At 63.9% G+C, this 14,094-nt stretch carries 17 protein-coding genes and 1 riboswitch; of the genes, 14 read left to right on the top strand and 3 right to left on the bottom strand.

Annotated features, from left to right (window positions below; translation table 11 throughout):
- Window positions 1-61: 61 nt before the first annotated feature.
- Window positions 62-562 carry an SsrA-binding protein SmpB gene (gene smpB / locus KUG39_RS05620; protein ID WP_216913476.1) on the bottom strand — a complete coding sequence of 167 codons (501 nt, stop codon included), beginning with the start codon at window positions 560-562 and terminating at the stop codon, window positions 62-64.
- A 62-nt stretch (window positions 563-624) separates the two neighbouring features.
- Here smpB and ruvB point away from each other — a divergent pair, with 62 nt between their 5' ends.
- The 13 genes from ruvB (at window position 625) to KUG39_RS05685 (ending at window position 11,493) form a co-directional block, all read left to right on the top strand.
- Window positions 625-1,695 carry a Holliday junction branch migration DNA helicase RuvB gene (gene ruvB, locus KUG39_RS05625; protein ID WP_216913478.1) on the top strand — a complete coding sequence of 357 codons (1,071 nt, stop codon included), beginning with the start codon at window positions 625-627 and terminating at the stop codon, window positions 1,693-1,695.
- Window positions 1,692-2,474, top strand: a complete 783-nt coding sequence (locus KUG39_RS05630) for a tetratricopeptide repeat protein (RefSeq protein WP_286192953.1) — start codon at window positions 1,692-1,694, stop codon at window positions 2,472-2,474. The genes ruvB and KUG39_RS05630 overlap by 4 nt, the downstream gene beginning before the upstream one ends.
- A gap of 13 nt (window positions 2,475-2,487) precedes the next feature.
- On the top strand, window positions 2,488-3,708 hold the full coding sequence (locus KUG39_RS05635; protein WP_286192954.1) for an amidohydrolase: 1,221 nt from the start codon (window positions 2,488-2,490) through the stop codon (window positions 3,706-3,708).
- On the top strand, window positions 3,705-3,968 hold the full coding sequence (locus tag KUG39_RS05640) for a DUF3188 domain-containing protein (protein WP_216913480.1): 264 nt from the start codon (window positions 3,705-3,707) through the stop codon (window positions 3,966-3,968). The genes KUG39_RS05635 and KUG39_RS05640 overlap by 4 nt, the downstream gene beginning before the upstream one ends.
- A 5-nt stretch (window positions 3,969-3,973) precedes the next feature.
- On the top strand, window positions 3,974-4,573 hold the full coding sequence (locus KUG39_RS05645) for a HEAT repeat domain-containing protein (protein ID WP_216913482.1): 600 nt from the start codon (window positions 3,974-3,976) through the stop codon (window positions 4,571-4,573).
- A 179-nt stretch (window positions 4,574-4,752) separates the two neighbouring features.
- A riboswitch (TPP riboswitch) is annotated at window positions 4,753-4,869 on the top strand.
- Between the two features lie 32 nt (window positions 4,870-4,901).
- Window positions 4,902-6,290 carry a phosphomethylpyrimidine synthase ThiC gene (gene thiC, locus KUG39_RS05650; RefSeq protein WP_106222913.1) on the top strand — a complete coding sequence of 463 codons (1,389 nt, stop codon included), beginning with the start codon at window positions 4,902-4,904 and terminating at the stop codon, window positions 6,288-6,290.
- Between the two features lie 116 nt (window positions 6,291-6,406).
- Entirely contained in the window at window positions 6,407-6,772 is a 366-nt protein-coding gene (locus KUG39_RS05655; RefSeq protein WP_353617336.1) for a cupin domain-containing protein, read from the top strand.
- A gap of 80 nt (window positions 6,773-6,852) precedes the next feature.
- Complete coding sequence (locus KUG39_RS17555) at window positions 6,853-7,068, top strand: type II toxin-antitoxin system HicB family antitoxin (protein WP_106222915.1); 216 nt, start codon at window positions 6,853-6,855, stop codon at window positions 7,066-7,068.
- Window positions 7,065-7,289 carry a type II toxin-antitoxin system HicA family toxin gene (locus tag KUG39_RS17560; RefSeq protein ID WP_216913486.1) on the top strand — a complete coding sequence of 75 codons (225 nt, stop codon included), beginning with the start codon at window positions 7,065-7,067 and terminating at the stop codon, window positions 7,287-7,289. Before KUG39_RS17555 ends, KUG39_RS17560 begins: the two co-directional genes overlap by 4 nt.
- Window positions 7,290-7,362: 73 nt before the next feature.
- The gene (locus KUG39_RS05670) at window positions 7,363-7,620 is read left to right on the top strand and encodes a hypothetical protein (RefSeq protein ID WP_286192955.1); all 258 of its coding nucleotides are present in this window, start codon (window positions 7,363-7,365) and stop codon (window positions 7,618-7,620) included.
- A gap of 13 nt (window positions 7,621-7,633) precedes the next feature.
- Window positions 7,634-8,749, top strand: a complete 1,116-nt coding sequence (locus tag KUG39_RS05675) for a rhodanese-like domain-containing protein (RefSeq protein WP_216913489.1) — start codon at window positions 7,634-7,636, stop codon at window positions 8,747-8,749.
- A gap of 237 nt (window positions 8,750-8,986) precedes the next feature.
- Window positions 8,987-10,600: an ATP-dependent nuclease gene (locus KUG39_RS05680; RefSeq protein ID WP_216913491.1), complete on the top strand. Its 1,614-nt coding sequence runs from the start codon at window positions 8,987-8,989 to the stop codon at window positions 10,598-10,600.
- Window positions 10,601-10,746: 146 nt separating this feature from the next.
- Window positions 10,747-11,493 (top strand): NYN domain-containing protein, encoded by a 747-nt coding sequence (locus KUG39_RS05685; protein ID WP_216913494.1) that lies wholly within the window; start codon window positions 10,747-10,749, stop codon window positions 11,491-11,493.
- Between the two features lie 28 nt (window positions 11,494-11,521).
- On the opposite strand, the gene KUG39_RS05690 is transcribed toward KUG39_RS05685, so the two are convergent.
- Both KUG39_RS05690 and KUG39_RS05695 read right to left on the bottom strand, forming a co-directional pair.
- Window positions 11,522-12,565 (bottom strand): hypothetical protein, encoded by a 1,044-nt coding sequence (locus KUG39_RS05690; protein WP_216913496.1) that lies wholly within the window; start codon window positions 12,563-12,565, stop codon window positions 11,522-11,524.
- Between the two features lie 4 nt (window positions 12,566-12,569).
- Complete coding sequence (locus tag KUG39_RS05695; RefSeq protein WP_216913499.1) at window positions 12,570-13,130, bottom strand: J domain-containing protein; 561 nt, start codon at window positions 13,128-13,130, stop codon at window positions 12,570-12,572.
- Window positions 13,131-13,320: 190 nt separating this feature from the next.
- Between KUG39_RS05695 and rfbF the strand changes: the two genes are divergently transcribed.
- Entirely contained in the window at window positions 13,321-14,094 is a 774-nt protein-coding gene (gene rfbF, locus KUG39_RS05700; RefSeq protein WP_216913502.1) for a glucose-1-phosphate cytidylyltransferase, read from the top strand.

The following is a 14,094-nucleotide window of genomic DNA, read 5'->3' on the forward strand; positions in this document are numbered from 1 at the left end:
GGCGGCCCCGGCCCCCGCGACCCCACCGGCGCCCCCCGCACCGCCCAGCAACTGAGGCCGCTCAGAGCCTGGCGACGGCGGCCCGGGTCTCCTTGGCGATCTGCTTGTTCTTCTCGTCCGCGCGCTTGTCGTGCAGCTTGCGGCCCTTGCCCAGGCCGATGGTGATCTTGATCCAGGAGCCCTTGAGGTGCAGGTTCAGCGGGATCAGGGTGAGTCCCTTCTGATCGAGGGCGACGCGCAGCTTGTCGATCTCGCGGCGATGGGCCAGCAGCTTGCGCACCCGCAGGGGCTCGTGGTTGAAGAACTTGCTGGCGTGGCTGTGGGGGGAGATGTGGACGTTGTGAAGCTGCATCTCGCCGTTGCGGATCAGGCAGAAGCCGTCGCGCAGGTTCACCTGGCCGGCCCGGATCGACTTCACCTCGGTGCCGAGCAGTTCGATGCCGGTCTCGAGGGTTTCGAGAATCTCGTACTGGTGTCTGGCCAGGCGGTTGTCGGCCAGCAGCCGGTTGGCCGGGTCGGCGCCCTTGGCGCCACCACCCTTCCTGCCGGGCCCCTTCGCCATCGCCGCGTTCCTGATCACCTGGGTGCTCCCCGACCCTAGGCAGCAGCCGGTACCCTCCAACCATGGCGATCATCTCTTCGGGAGGAACGGCCGCACCCGCTCCCCGGGGGCCACGGTCCGGGGCGGCTCCGGAGCGGCTCGTGGACCCCACCGCCGCCGTCGAGGAGCCCCCCGTACGGGAGGACGGCCTGCGGCCCCGCCGGCTGGATGACTACATCGGCCAGAGCGAGCTGAAGCAGGTGCTGCGCATCGCCGTGGAGGCCACCCGCCGCCGCCAGGAGGCCCTCGACCACGTGCTGCTCTACGGCCCCCCCGGCCTCGGCAAGACCACCATGGCCCTGGTGCTGGCCGAGGAGCTGGGGGTGCGCTGCCGGATCACCAGCGCCCCGGCCCTGGAGCGCCCGCGCGACATCGTCGGCCTGCTGGTGAACCTGCAGCCCCGCGAGGTGCTGTTCATCGATGAGATCCACCGCCTCAACCGGGTGGCCGAGGAGATCCTGTATCCGGCCATGGAGGACTTCCGCCTCGACCTCACCGTCGGCAAGGGCACCACGGCCCGCACCCGCAGCCTGGAGGTGGCCCCGTTCACCCTGGTGGGGGCCACCACCCGCGCCGGCTCGCTGAGTTCGCCGCTGCGGGATCGCTTCGGCCTGATCCAGCGGCTGGAGTTCTACGGCCTCGATGACCTCGAGGCGATCGTGCAGCGGGCCGCCGGCCTGCTGCAGCTGGCCCTGCAGCCCTGCGCCGCCCAGGAGGTGGCCCGCCGCTGCCGGGGCACGCCCCGCATCGCCAACCGGCTGCTGCGCCGGGTGCGGGATGTGGCGGCGGTGGGGGGTCACGGCCGGATCGATGCGGCGCTGGTGGAGGAGGCCCTGTCCCTGCACCGGGTGGATGGCCGCGGCCTGGATGCCAGCGACCGGCGCCTGCTGGGCCTGATGCTGGAGACCTACGGCGGCGGGCCGGTGGGGCTGGAAACCCTGGCGGCGGGGCTGGGGGAGGATCCCGCCACCCTGGAAGCGGTGGTGGAGCCCTACCTGCTGCAGCTGGGCTTCCTGCAGCGCACGCCCCGGGGGCGGGTCGTCACCCCCGCCGGCCGCGCCCACCTCGACGGTGCCTCCGCGGTGGCGGCATGAGACGGCGCGCAGTGGCGGTGCTGCCCCTGCTGGTGCTGCTGGTGGGGCTGTTGGCCTGGCCGCCGAGCGCGGCGGCGTCACTGCCGGCCCTGTTCGAGCAGGCCCTGGCCGCCAGCCGCGAGGGGCGCTTCGGCGAGGCCCTGCCCCTGTGGGACCGGGTGGTGGATCTGGCCCCCGAGGACGCCTCGGCCTGGAGCAACCGCGGCAACGTGCAGCTGGCCCTGGGGGACGCCCGGGCGGCGATCGCCGACCAGGACCGGGCGATCGCCCTGGAGCCCGCCAGCGCCGACCCCCACCTCAACCGCGGCACCGCCGAGGAGGCCCTGGGCCTTTGGAGCGCCGCCGCTGCGGATTACCGGTGGATCCTGGAGCGCAATCCGGAGGATGCCTCCGCCCTCTACAACCTGGGCAACGTGGAGGGCTCCCGGGGTGACTGGCCGGCGGCCCGCCAGTGCTTTGAGGCGGCCGCCGCCGCCCGGCCGGGCTTCGCCATGGCCCGCTCCAGCGCCGCCCTGGCCGCCTTCCAGCTGGGGGACATCCCGGTGGCGGAGAAGCAGCTGCGCGACCTGATCCGCCGCTACCCGCTGTTCGCCGATGCCCGCGCCGGCCTCACGGCGCTGCTGTGGCAGCGGGGGGCCCGGGGCGAGGCCGAGAGCCACTGGGCCGCGGCCTCCGGCCTCGATCCCCGCTACCGGCAGGAAGAATGGCTGCTGCAGATACGGCGCTGGCCGCCCGTGCCCGTGCAGGCTCTGGCCCAGTTCCTGGCCCTGGCCTCCTGAACCACCCCCGTCCATGACGCCTCCCCCCCTGTCCCCCATGGCCCCGGCTGATGCCACCTGGGACGCCCTGGGGCTGGAGGACACCCTGCAAACGCTGCTGCCGGAGCTGATCCAGATCCGCCGCCACATCCACCGCCACCCCGAGCTGAGCGGCCACGAACAGCAGACCGCCGCCCTGGTGGCCGGTGAGCTGCGGCGCTGGGGCTGGGAGGTGCGTGAAGGGGTGGGCCGCACCGGGGTGGTGGCCGAGCTGGGGCCGGTGGGGGCGCCGCTGGTGGCCCTGCGGGCCGACATGGATGCCCTGCCGATCGAGGAGCGCACCGAGCTGCCCTATGCCTCCAGCCGCCAGGGCCTGATGCATGCCTGCGGCCACGACATCCACACCACCGTGGGCCTGGGGGTGGCGCGGCTGCTGGCCGGCGTGGCCGACCGGCTCACGGCCCGGGTGCGGCTGCTGTTCCAGCCGGCGGAGGAGACGGCGGAGGGGGCCGCCTGGATGCGGGCCGATGGGGCGATGGAGGGGGTGCAGGCCCTGTTCGGCGTGCACGTGTTCCCGAGCCTGGAGGTGGGCACGGTGGGGGTGCGCAGCGGCAGCCTCACGGCCGCGGCTGGGGAGCTGGAGGTGGAGGTGCTGGGGGAGGGGGGCCACGGCGCCCGGCCGCACCAGAGCACCGATGCGATCTGGATCGCCGCCCGGGTGGTGAGCGGCCTGCAGGAGGCGATCAGCCGCCGCCTCGACCCGCTCCATCCGGTGGTGGTGAGCTTCGGGTTGATCGAGGGGGGCAAGGCCTTCAATGTCATCGCCGACCACGTGCGGCTGCTGGGCACGGTGCGCTGCCTGGATCTGGAGGTGCACGCCCAGCTTCCGGGCTGGATCGAAGACACGGTGCATGCCCTCTGCCAGGGCCACGGCGGCGAGGCCCGGGTCCATTACCGCTGCATCTCCCCGCCGGTGCACAACGATCCGGAGCTCACCCAGCTGGTGGCCGACACGGCCGTGGGCCTGCTGGGCCGCTCCAAGGTGCAGTGGTTGGAGCAGCCGTCCCTGGGGGCCGAGGACTTCGCCCAGCTGCTTGAGGGCACCCGCGGCACCATGTTCCGGCTGGGGGTGGCCGGGCCCGGCGGATGCACGCCCCTGCACAGCAACAGCTTCGATCCCGACGAGGGCTGCCTGGAGGTGGGCATCAAGGTGCTCACCCTCAGCCTGCTGCGCTGGATGGAGCAGCCGGTTTGAGCGGCCGTCGGCCCTCCCGCTTCCGGGCGGCACTGCTGGCGCTCTCCTCGCCGCTGCTGATCCTGCTGGCCCTGCTGGTGCTGTTCACCCGCCAGGGGGCCGACAAGCTGCCGGCCGTGCCGGCTCTGGTGATCGGCTCCGGCCTGCTCACCACCAGCTGGATCCGCCGGCGGCGGCGCCGGGCCGAGCTGCTGCGGGCCCTGCGCCAGGCCCCCCCGGCCAGCGGCGAGCTGCGCCAAGGTGAAGGATCCCCGCCCTGATCCCCGTGAGTGAGTCCACCCCCGATCTGGAAGCGGTGCGGCAGGCGATCGCTTCGGGTGATCCGAGCCGGGCGATGCCGGCCCTGGCGGGGCTGCGGGGGGTGGAGCCGGAGGCGGCGATTCCGCTGCTGCTGCTGGGGCTGGAGCAGACCACCTTCGTGATCCGTTCACTGGCCTGCGCCGGGCTGGGGGTGAAGCGCAGCGAGGCGGGCTGGGCGGCCCTGGAGACGGCAGTGCGCCAGGACGAGGACGCCAATGTGCGCGCCGAGGCCGCCAACGCCCTGGCCAGCTACGGGGTGGAGCGGGCCTGGCCTCTGCTGCGGGATGCCTTCGTGGCCGACGACCAGTGGCTGGTGCGCTGCAGCATCCTCTCGGCCCTGGCCGAGCAGGAGGCGATGCCGGCGGCCTGGCTGCTGGAGCTGGCCCGGGAGGCGGTGACCGATGGCGACGGCACGGTCCGGGCCGGTGGGGCCGAGATCCTGGGCCGCCTGGTGCGCGACGGCCGGGGGCCGGAGGCGGCCCAGGCCCGCGAGGCCCTGGCGGCGCTGCAGGGCGACGGCGACCATCGCGTCACGGCCATTGCTTTGGACGGGCTGCAGGCCTGAGGCCTGCGCCCTCGCCAGCGGGCGTTCGTGGCCCCGGGGATGCGCGCGCGCGCCGTTTCCCGAACCTGTACAGCCTGTACAGAATCGGGAAACATGGATTCGGAACCCTGTCCCCGTTCCGCCTTGGCCCTGCCCCCTTCCGGCCCTGGCCCCACCCCCGTCCAGCCTTGCTAGGTTTCGAGCGTCACTAGGGGTGCCCGGCGCAGGATCCACCGATCGCTTCGCCCAGGGCTGAGATCACACCCTCCGAACCTGATCCGGGTCATGCCGGCGCAGGGAAGTGCGGAAGCTCTCAGGCTGCGCCCAACAGTCCTTCGTCATTCCTGTCATGCGCAGCGCCTGGATCCAGAAGCGTCGTGGTCAAGCCAACGTCACCCAGCTGCATTACGCCCGCCAGGGGGTGATCACCGAGGAGATGGCCTACGTGGCCAAACGGGAGAACCTGCCCGAGTCGCTGGTGATGGAGGAGGTGGCCCGGGGCCGCATGATCATCCCCGCCAACATCGAGCACCCTGGCCTAGAGCCGATGGCGATCGGCATCGCCAGCAAGTGCAAGGTGAACGCCAACATCGGCGCCTCCCCCAATGCCTCCGACCTCGATGAGGAGGTGGCCAAGCTGAAGCTGGCGGTGAAGTACGGCGCCGACACGGTGATGGACCTCTCCACCGGCGGGGTGAACCTCGATGAGGTGCGCACGGCGATCATCAACGCCTCCACGGTGCCGATCGGCACGGTGCCCGTGTACCAGGCGCTGGAGAGCGTGCACGGGATGATCGAGAAGCTCGATGAGGACGACTTCCTGCATGTGATCGAGAAGCACTGCCAGCAGGGCGTCGACTACCAGACGATCCATGCGGGCCTGCTGATCGAGCACCTGCCGCTGGTGAAGGGCCGGCTCACCGGCATCGTCAGCCGCGGCGGCGGCATCCTGGCCCAGTGGATGCTGTACCACCACAGGCAAAACCCGCTGTTCACGCGCTTCGAGGACATCTGTGAGATCTTCAAGCGCTACGACTGCAGCTTCTCCCTCGGGGATTCCCTGCGGCCCGGCTGCCAGCACGACGCCTCCGATGCGGCCCAGCTGGCCGAACTGAAGACCCTGGGTGAGCTCACCCGCCGGGCCTGGAAGCACGACGTGCAGGTGATGGTGGAGGGTCCGGGGCATGTGCCGATGGACCAGATCGAGTTCAACGTCAAGAAGCAGATGGAGGAGTGCAGCGAGGCGCCGTTCTACGTGCTCGGCCCGCTGGTGACGGACATCGCCCCCGGCTACGACCACATCACCAGCGCCATCGGCGCGGCCCTGGCCGGCTGGCACGGCACGGCGATGCTCTGCTACGTGACGCCGAAGGAACACCTAGGCCTGCCCAACGCCGAAGACGTGCGCGAGGGCCTGATCGCCTACAAGATCGCCGCCCACGCCGCCGACATCGCCCGCCACCGCCCCGGCGCCCGCGACCGCGACGACGAGCTCAGCCGCGCCCGCTACGCCTTCGACTGGAACAAGCAGTTCGACCTGAGCCTGGATCCGGAGCGGGCCCGCGAGTACCACGACGAAACCCTGCCGGCCGACATCTACAAGCAGGCCGAGTTCTGCTCGATGTGCGGGCCGAAGCACTGCCCGATGCAGACCAAGATCACCGACGAAGACATCGAGGGTCTCGAGCAGGTGCTTGCCGAGCAGAAGAAGGCGCAGGGGGAACCGCTGGGGGTCTGAGGTTGGGGGTGGTACAGCCAACGGCCCAGAGGAGGTGATCACCCTCCTGGGCCTGGAGCCCCACCGCACCTGCGGCCTGGTGGCCCAGAGCTACACGGCCGGAGCAATCCCTGGCGGTGCCCTTTACTTCCTGGCCAGCCCGGAGCGCGGCATCCAGCTGCATCGCATCGGCCCAGGATCAGGTGTATCTCCACTACCTGGGAGATCCACTGGAGGTGCTGCTGGTGGCTGCCGAGGGCGTGGTCTCACGGCATCGGGTGGGGAGTGACCTGGCGGCGGGGCAGCGACCCCAGTTGGAAATTGCCGGTGGCACGTTTCATGCCGCACGGGTGGCTCCGGGTGGCGCCTTCGGCTACGCGCTGCTGGGCACCAGTGTGTGGGGGCGGGTGGATCCGGAGCGGGTGGAGCGCATGGAGTTGGGGGCTCTGGGTGAGGTGTTTCCGGCGGCGCTGCCAGTGTTCGAAGCGTTTGCCTCCTACTGACCGGGAGGGTCTGGTCGGCTTGTGAGCCAGGGCGGAGGGCAGAGGCAAAGCCGCTAGAGTGAATTAAGGAGGTGTCTTCAATGTCTAGACAATTTGATGTCGTCGTCGAAAGGGATTCAGAAGGTTTCTTTGTGGCGACCGTCCCGGCACTGCCCGGTTGTCATACGCAGGCCCAATCCTTGGATCAATTAATGGAGCGAGTCAAGGAGGCTATTGAGCTCTGCCTTGAAGTCGCCGGTACCGCTCCTGAGTCGCTTGACTTCGTAGGAGTGCAGCGCGTTACCGTTGAGGTGTGACGAGATATTCTGCGGTTTCAGGAAAGGCTCTCATCGCAGCGTTGAAAGACATTGGCTTTGAAGAAATCAGGGTGAAAGGTAGTCACCATTTCCTGAGGCACCCAGACGGTAGAGCGACGGTTGTGCCCGCTCATTCCAATGAAATGTTGGGGCCTGGCCTTCTGGCAAGCATTCTTCGTGATGTCAAGGTCACAAGAGCCAGACTGCAAGAGCTTCTGTAACCCGTCCACGGCCGGGAGTTGCCTCCCGCCACCGATGTGTTTATGGTCCAAGCGTCGTTGTTGACCGCATCGATTGGGCTTTCCTTTCCCCAATCGCGTCACGTCCTATCTGTTCGGGGGGCTGTTCCTCGGACTGCTGCTGGTGATGGCGGCGACCCTGACGGTCACTACCATCGGCTTCCGGCTGGCCCCGCGGCTGCGGGAGTCCACGCTGCTGGGGCTGCCCATCTCCCATGAGCTGAAGCCGATGCTGATCGGCCTGGCCGGGATGTTCGTGGGCGCCTACCTGCAGGGCGTGCTGGCGGAAGGCCGCCCCAAGCTGCAGGGCTGACGCCCCCGACGCGATGGCTTCCCACGCCCCCTTCGCCCTGGTGGCCGCCGCCGGCGGTGCGCCGCTGCTGCTGCGGCAGCTGTTTGACGCCGAGACCAGCACCTTCACCTACCTGCTGGCGGATGTGGCCTCCCGGCAGGGGGTGCTGATCGATTCGGTGTACGAGCAGCACCCCCGCGATCTCTCCCTGATCCGGGAGCTGGGCATCCAGCTGGTCGCCAGCCTCGACACCCACGTGCACGCCGACCACGTGACCGGCAGCTGGCGCCTGCACCGGGCCACCGGCTGCGCCATTGCCCTGGCCGCCGTCGCCGGGGCCGAGAACGTGACCCTGCCCCTGCGCCATGGGGATCGGGTGAGCTTCGGCGGCCGCCATCTGGAGGTGCGTGCCACCCCCGGCCACACCGACGGTTGCCTCAGCGTCGTGCTCGATGACCACAGCGTGGCCTTCACCGGTGATGCCCTGCTGGTGCGGGGCTGCGGCCGCTGCGACTTTCAACAGGGGGATGCCTCTACCCTCTACCACTCGATCACCGGGCAGATCCTGTCGCTGCCCGAGCACTGCCTGCTCTACCCGGCCCACGATTACAGCGGCCGGGCGGTGAGTTCGGTGGCCGAGGAGAAGGCCTACAACGCCCGGCTCGGGGGCGAGGCCGACGAGCGCGACTTCGTGGGCTACATGGAGAACCTGCACCTCCCCCACCCCAACCGGATCTCCGTGGCCGTGCCGGCCAACCTGCGCTCCGGCCGGCCCGCCGACGGTGGCCTGGAGGAGGCGGACGACTGGGCGCCGATCGAGCGCAGCTATGCCGGCCTGCCCGAACTGACGGCCGACTGGGTGGCCGACCACCGCGAGGCCCTGACGCTGGTGGACGTGCGTTCCGAAGCGGAAGTGCAGGGCCCGGACGGTCGCATCCCGGGCAGCCTGCTGATTCCCCTGCCCGAGCTGCCGACGCGAGCCGACGAGATCCCCACGTATCGTCCCACGGTGGTGCTTTGCCACTCCGGCAGCCGCTCCGCCCTGGCTACACAGCAGCTGCAGAAGAAGGGGCTCACACGCGTGGCCAACATGCGCGGCGGTCTGCGGGCCTGGAAGGCGCAGGGGCTGCCGTTGGAGCATCCCGCCTAACTCACACCCTTGCGCTTTGTTGTAGCTGAGGGTACAAGTGGTTCACGGACACGTTGACCATGGCTGGCGTTGGTGTCCCTGGTTAAAGTGTCGTCGAGAGCCAAAGGTTTCTGAGACTGTTGCCATGTCCTCAGTCGTCATATCGGAATGGACCTGCAGCAGGCTAAGTGTGGTTCGCGGAACTGCCGAAGAACAAGCTCTTGAAGAAACAGAACGTGTCTGGACTGAGGAAAAGTCATGAAGATAAAAAAAGTGCAATTAAATCGATTTAAGAGATTTACCTCGCTTAAAGTAGTCGAAATACCAGAATCAGCAAGACTTGTTGTGCTGGTAGGGCCAAATGGAAGCGGAAAAACCTCCCTTTTTGAAGCCCTCAATCATTGGTATAAATTCAAAGGCTTTAGCGATCGAGGACATCAAGACTACCTTGAAAAGAGCGATGGCGAAAATTCAAGTCCGAATACATGGAAGCAAGACTCGCCAAACAAAGTATCAATAGAATTTTATGATTCTCAGCAATTAAGCCAAAAGCAAGTTAGAGGAAAGTTCTATTTTAGAACTGCATATAGAAATGAACCAGACTTTACTGTTTCTAATCTGAACAAACAAAATAATCCAGCAGAATCGATAAAGCTACAGAATCTAATGCAGAACGATCAAACGGTGTCTGAAAACTATCAGAGACTCGTTGCTCAAACATTGGCTGGAGTTTATTCAATATCAAATAATACTATGACAGTAGAGCAGCTTAGAACCGAGTTAGTTGGAAAGATTAAGGGCTCTCTCTCGACTATATTCGATGTCCTAAAGCTAAGTACAATTGGCGATCCTCTTTCAAATGGAAGCTTTTATTTCGAAAAGGGCACAGCCAAGGACTTCCATTACAAGAACCTATCCGCAGGCGAAAAGTCTGTCTTTGACCTAGTTCTCGATATGATAATCAAGTCGAGCTTTTATTCTGACGCAATCTTTTGCATTGATGAGCCAAAGGCTCACATGCACACAAGACTCCAGTCAAAAGTTCTTAGGGAGCTTTATAATTTAACACCTGATAACTCCCAGCTCTGGATTTCCACACATTCCATAGGGATGCTTAAAGAAGCTGAAGATATCGAAGAGGTAAATCCAGGAACGGTTGTGTTTTTAGATTTTGACAACAGAGATTTTGATTTATCTGAGGTAATACGACCAACCAAGATAAGCAGAGCAATTTGGGATCGATTCTTTGATCTTGCTTTTGCTGATTTTTCAAAGCTGATCGCACCCAAAAGAATTGTTTTCTGTGAGGGGACAAGTCAAGGAAGAAGATATAAAGACTTTGATGCTCTGATATATGGAAAGATACTTGGCGAAAAGCATCATGATGCAACCTTTATCTCAATCGGATCTTGCTCAGATATTGAAGATATCGAAAACCAGTCTGTAAAGATGATTTCAAACATCCTTAAGTCGTCTGAAATTATAAAAATCGTCGACAGGGATGATAAAAGTAAAGGCGAAGTTGCTGAACTGCTTGCGAAAGGCATTAGAGTCTTATCTCGAAGACATATTGAGAGCTACCTATTCGACGATGAGATTCTTTGCAAGCTTTGCGCTCATTTGCATAAAGAAGAACTAGTGGAGCACTGTTTACAGGTAAAAGCACAGGCTATGGCTGATAGCATTGCCAGGGGAAATCCCCCCGATGATGTTAAGTCTGCTGGGGGGAAGATATTCACAGAAATCAAGAGAATTCTAGATCTAACACAATGTGGAAATAATACGTGTGCGTTTTTGAGAGATACAATTGCACCTTTAGTGTCTGAAGATGCAAACGTCTATCAAGAATTAGAAAATGATATATTCGGTTGAGAGAGTAACATGCGGCAATTCGCTCATTCGTGTGCTCCTTCCGCCGCGCCGCTTAGGCATCATTCTAGTACAGCTAGACGCCATGAAAGCAGAAGCTGCCATGAGTAGAGTGGAACAAATGAAGTAACCTCCAACGCCCGAATCAGATGCAAGCAACAGAATCCAAGATCGCACTGCTAATTGATGCCGACAATGCGCCAGCCGCCAAGATCGCAGCGATTGTCTCTGAAATCGCAAAGTATGGCATTGCCAATATACGTAGGGCCTATGGCAACTGGAAGAACCCAACCCTTAGATCCTGGGAAGAGTGCCTGCAGGAGTATGCGATTTGCCCAGTCCAGCAATTCGATCTTACTAAAGGGAAAAATGCTACCGATGCAGCGATGATCATTGATGCCATGGACTTGCTGTATACGCAGAAGCTGGATGCGTTTGCGATTGTATCGAGTGACAGCGACTTCACCCCTCTGGTGATGCGGATCCTGACCAGTGGGTTGAAGGTGTATGGCTTTGGCGAGAAGAAGACACCTCTGCCATTCGTTTACGCTTGCTCGACGTTCCTGTTCCTTGAGTCAATTGACCAGGTGATGGATTCCACCGAGGCTTCCGTTGTATCTGCGGGCATCAAGAAGACTGGAAAAGAGTTGAAGCAAGATACAAAGCTAATGAATATTCTGAGGAGCGCGGTATCAATCTTTTCAGATGATGATGGCTGGTCGAATCTTGCTCCGGTTGGAGGACACATTGCCAATCAAACATCCTTTGACCCACGCAACTATGGCTACGCAAAGCTCAGTGGGTTGTTTGAGGCGATTGACTTGTTCGAGACGCAGCGAAGAAACAAGGCTGTTTATGTGCGCAGCAAGCAGCGGAACGGCCATCCTCAAAAGTAGGAGGCAAGTGAACTCCTAATAAGGTATTTCAGCTCCGGTGATACCTCACCCTCTGCCCCTCCCGCTCACTCTCGAACCGCTGCAGCCGGTGCGTCAGCGCCCGTAGCCGTTTCATGTGGTGGGAGTTCACCGGATCGAACAGATCCCCCCGCGCAGTCTCGATGAAGATCAGCACATCCTTGGGGGTGCAGGGGCCGCTTTTCCAGCCATGGAATTCCCGGTGCAGGTCGGGCACCAGCACCAGGATGTTCTCCGGCAGGTCGGCCAAATCCGGGCGGCTGCGGCGGTCGAAAAGATGGTGGCCGTCCAGGTCAATCTTCTTGTGTACCTCCGCCTTCCTACCGGTGATCTCGCAGCGATGGCCGGCCGCCGCCTTGGCGCGCTTCATGGCTCGGTCCACGCCTTGGGTGAGGTAACGGATCTCGGAGTTGAAGCAGGCTTCCACCACATCGCCCACGGCTTCGATCCAGGCCTGGCGCGTTTTGGTGATCTTGCTGTTGGCTCGCATGTCGCGGGCCACACGGGCGATGCCTCGCTGGCTGATCAGCACCTGCCGCTCCTCGTTCTCCAGGAAGTCCTTGTTCAGCTCCAGGGCTTCTTCCCCCTCCTCCGTACCGGATGTGCGCAGCCGCTCCCAGGAATTGGATAGGCCCTTGTAGTTGGTCTGCAGGATGCCCACGGTGGTTTTCCGGCTCACGAAGGCCAGATCGCCCCGGATCTCCAGGGTGCCGCCGGCCTCGATGAACTCCTGGGTGATCCGCCGTGACACGAGCAGTTGCTTGCGCTTCTGCTTCACGTTGAACAGTCTTTCGCGGATCTTGCCAAGCAAGCCCGTTTTCTCGGTGGCTTCGATGTAACGGGCTAGCGCCTCCACACCTTCCTCGGTGAAGCGTCGGGGCCGCTGCCCATTCGCACCGGCCACCGCTGGGCCGCTGTATTCAAAGTGCTCGCTCTCCACCAGGTCCCATTCGTCGTCGCCCTTGGCATCGAACGCCTCCACGATCTTGTAGAGGCGTGTGATGCGTTTTCCGAGTATTCCGGCCGTTTCCTTGTCCGTCAGCAGGTCGCGCATCGTTTCAGGGCATTAGTGCAAGGATCGAGTCCTTCATCGTCTGCAGGCGTTCCGCCACGCGGGGATCGCCGCCGTGGTCGGGGTGGTGCACCTGGATCAGGCGCCTGAACGCGTCGCGCACCTCATCCGCCGTGGCGGTCTTCGGGTCGAGGCCGAACACCACCCAGGGCCGGAAGTGCTGCAGCACGTCGATGCCGTTGATCACGGTGGGTCCGTCCGCCAGGTTCCGCTCGTTGGCCGGAATGCCGATGAAGCGCCGGTAGAGCACCAACCAGTCGTCCTTGGTCTTCAGCGCCACCTCTTCGCCCGTCATCGAGAGCTGGAAGTTCTTGTCCTTGCGCAGCTGGGTGACGGTCTTGCACCTGAAGTGGGCCAGCACCTTGCTCTTGATCTCGGTGGCGGTGGGCGGCTTGGGCTTCGGCGGCGGCGGATCCTTGAACGCTGCCCCGTTGACCGTCTGCGCGAAGGCCAGCAGGTCGGCCTCGTCCAGGTCCGGCTTCGCCAGGAGCGCCTGGATCAGCCCCCTGACCTCCGTCAGCGTCAGCTTCTTGCTTCGGGCGGCCACAGGCCAGTGGTGGAAAGGGGTTTCATGCTGGCCAGTGGCCTGTGGCGTTGCCTGGGGGCTTAGGAAACTGTCGTGTTTCGCCTGCCTGCCTGAGCCCGCGGCAGCCACCAGAACGCCTGGCCTGTCTGGGTTCGGTGGTAAGGAGCGCCTTTGCTAGGTTGCCGCCGCCTGCCTGGCCCGTTGCTGCCTGATGAAAGCCGTCATCCTGGCCGGTGGACTGGGTACCCGACTCGCAGAGGAGACCCACCTGCGGCCCAAGCCGATGGTGGAGATCGGCGGCAAGCCGATCCTGTGGCACATCCTCAAGATCTACAGCCACCACGGCATCAACGATTTCATCATCTGTTGTGGCTACAAGGGTTATGTGATCAAGGAATACTTCGCCAACTATTTCCTGCACACCAGTGATGTCACCTTCCATATGGATCTCAACCACATGGAAGTGCACCGCCAGAAGGCCGAACCCTGGAAGGTCACCCTGGTCGACACCGGCGACGCCACCCTCACCGGTGGCCGTCTGGCCCGGGTGCGCAGCTACCTCCCCGACGACGAGTCCTTCTGCTTCACCTACGGCGACGGCGTCGCCGATGTGGACATCACCGCCCTGATCGCCCACCACCAGCGCCAGGGCCTGCAGGCCACCCTCACCGCCGTCCAGCCCCCCGGCCGCTACGGCGCCCTGCACCTCGACGGGGATGTCGTCACCGATTTCGAGGAGAAACCCGACGGCGACAATGCCTGGATCAACGGCGGCTTCTTCGTGCTCGAGCCCCCCGTGATCGACCTGATCGACGGCGACCAGTGCATCTGGGAGCAGGCCCCCCTCAAGGCCCTGGCCACCCAGGGCCAGCTCAACTCCTTCAAGCACCGCGGCTTCTGGCAGCCCATGGACACCCTGCGCGACCGCCAGCGCCTCGAAGACCTCTGGCAGCAGGGCCGCGCCCCCTGGAAGATCTGGAGCTGA

This window comes from Synechococcus sp. CCAP 1479/10 (assembly GCF_019038515.1).
Lineage (GTDB): Bacteria > Cyanobacteriota > Cyanobacteriia > PCC-6307 > Cyanobiaceae > Cyanobium.

Coding starts and splice junctions, on each gene's coding strand:
- KUG39_RS05675 (WP_216913489.1), top strand. CDS start 7,634: ATGGCTTCCCACGCCCCCTTCGCCCTGGTGGCCGCCGCCGGCGGTGCG.
- KUG39_RS17555 (WP_106222915.1), top strand. CDS start 6,853: ATGTCTAGACAATTTGATGTCGTCGTCGAAAGGGATTCAGAAGGTTTC.
- KUG39_RS05635 (WP_286192954.1), top strand. CDS start 2,488: ATGACGCCTCCCCCCCTGTCCCCCATGGCCCCGGCTGATGCCACCTGG.
- ruvB (WP_216913478.1), top strand. CDS start 625: ATGGCGATCATCTCTTCGGGAGGAACGGCCGCACCCGCTCCCCGGGGG.
- thiC (WP_106222913.1), top strand. CDS start 4,902: ATGCGCAGCGCCTGGATCCAGAAGCGTCGTGGTCAAGCCAACGTCACC.
- smpB (WP_216913476.1), bottom strand. CDS start 562: ATGGCGAAGGGGCCCGGCAGGAAGGGTGGTGGCGCCAAGGGCGCCGAC.
- KUG39_RS05690 (WP_216913496.1), bottom strand. CDS start 12,565: ATGCGCGACCTGCTGACGGACAAGGAAACGGCCGGAATACTCGGAAAA.
- rfbF (WP_216913502.1), top strand. CDS start 13,321: ATGAAAGCCGTCATCCTGGCCGGTGGACTGGGTACCCGACTCGCAGAG.
- KUG39_RS05630 (WP_286192953.1), top strand. CDS start 1,692: ATGAGACGGCGCGCAGTGGCGGTGCTGCCCCTGCTGGTGCTGCTGGTG.
- KUG39_RS05685 (WP_216913494.1), top strand. CDS start 10,747: ATGCAAGCAACAGAATCCAAGATCGCACTGCTAATTGATGCCGACAAT.
- KUG39_RS05680 (WP_216913491.1), top strand. CDS start 8,987: ATGAAGATAAAAAAAGTGCAATTAAATCGATTTAAGAGATTTACCTCG.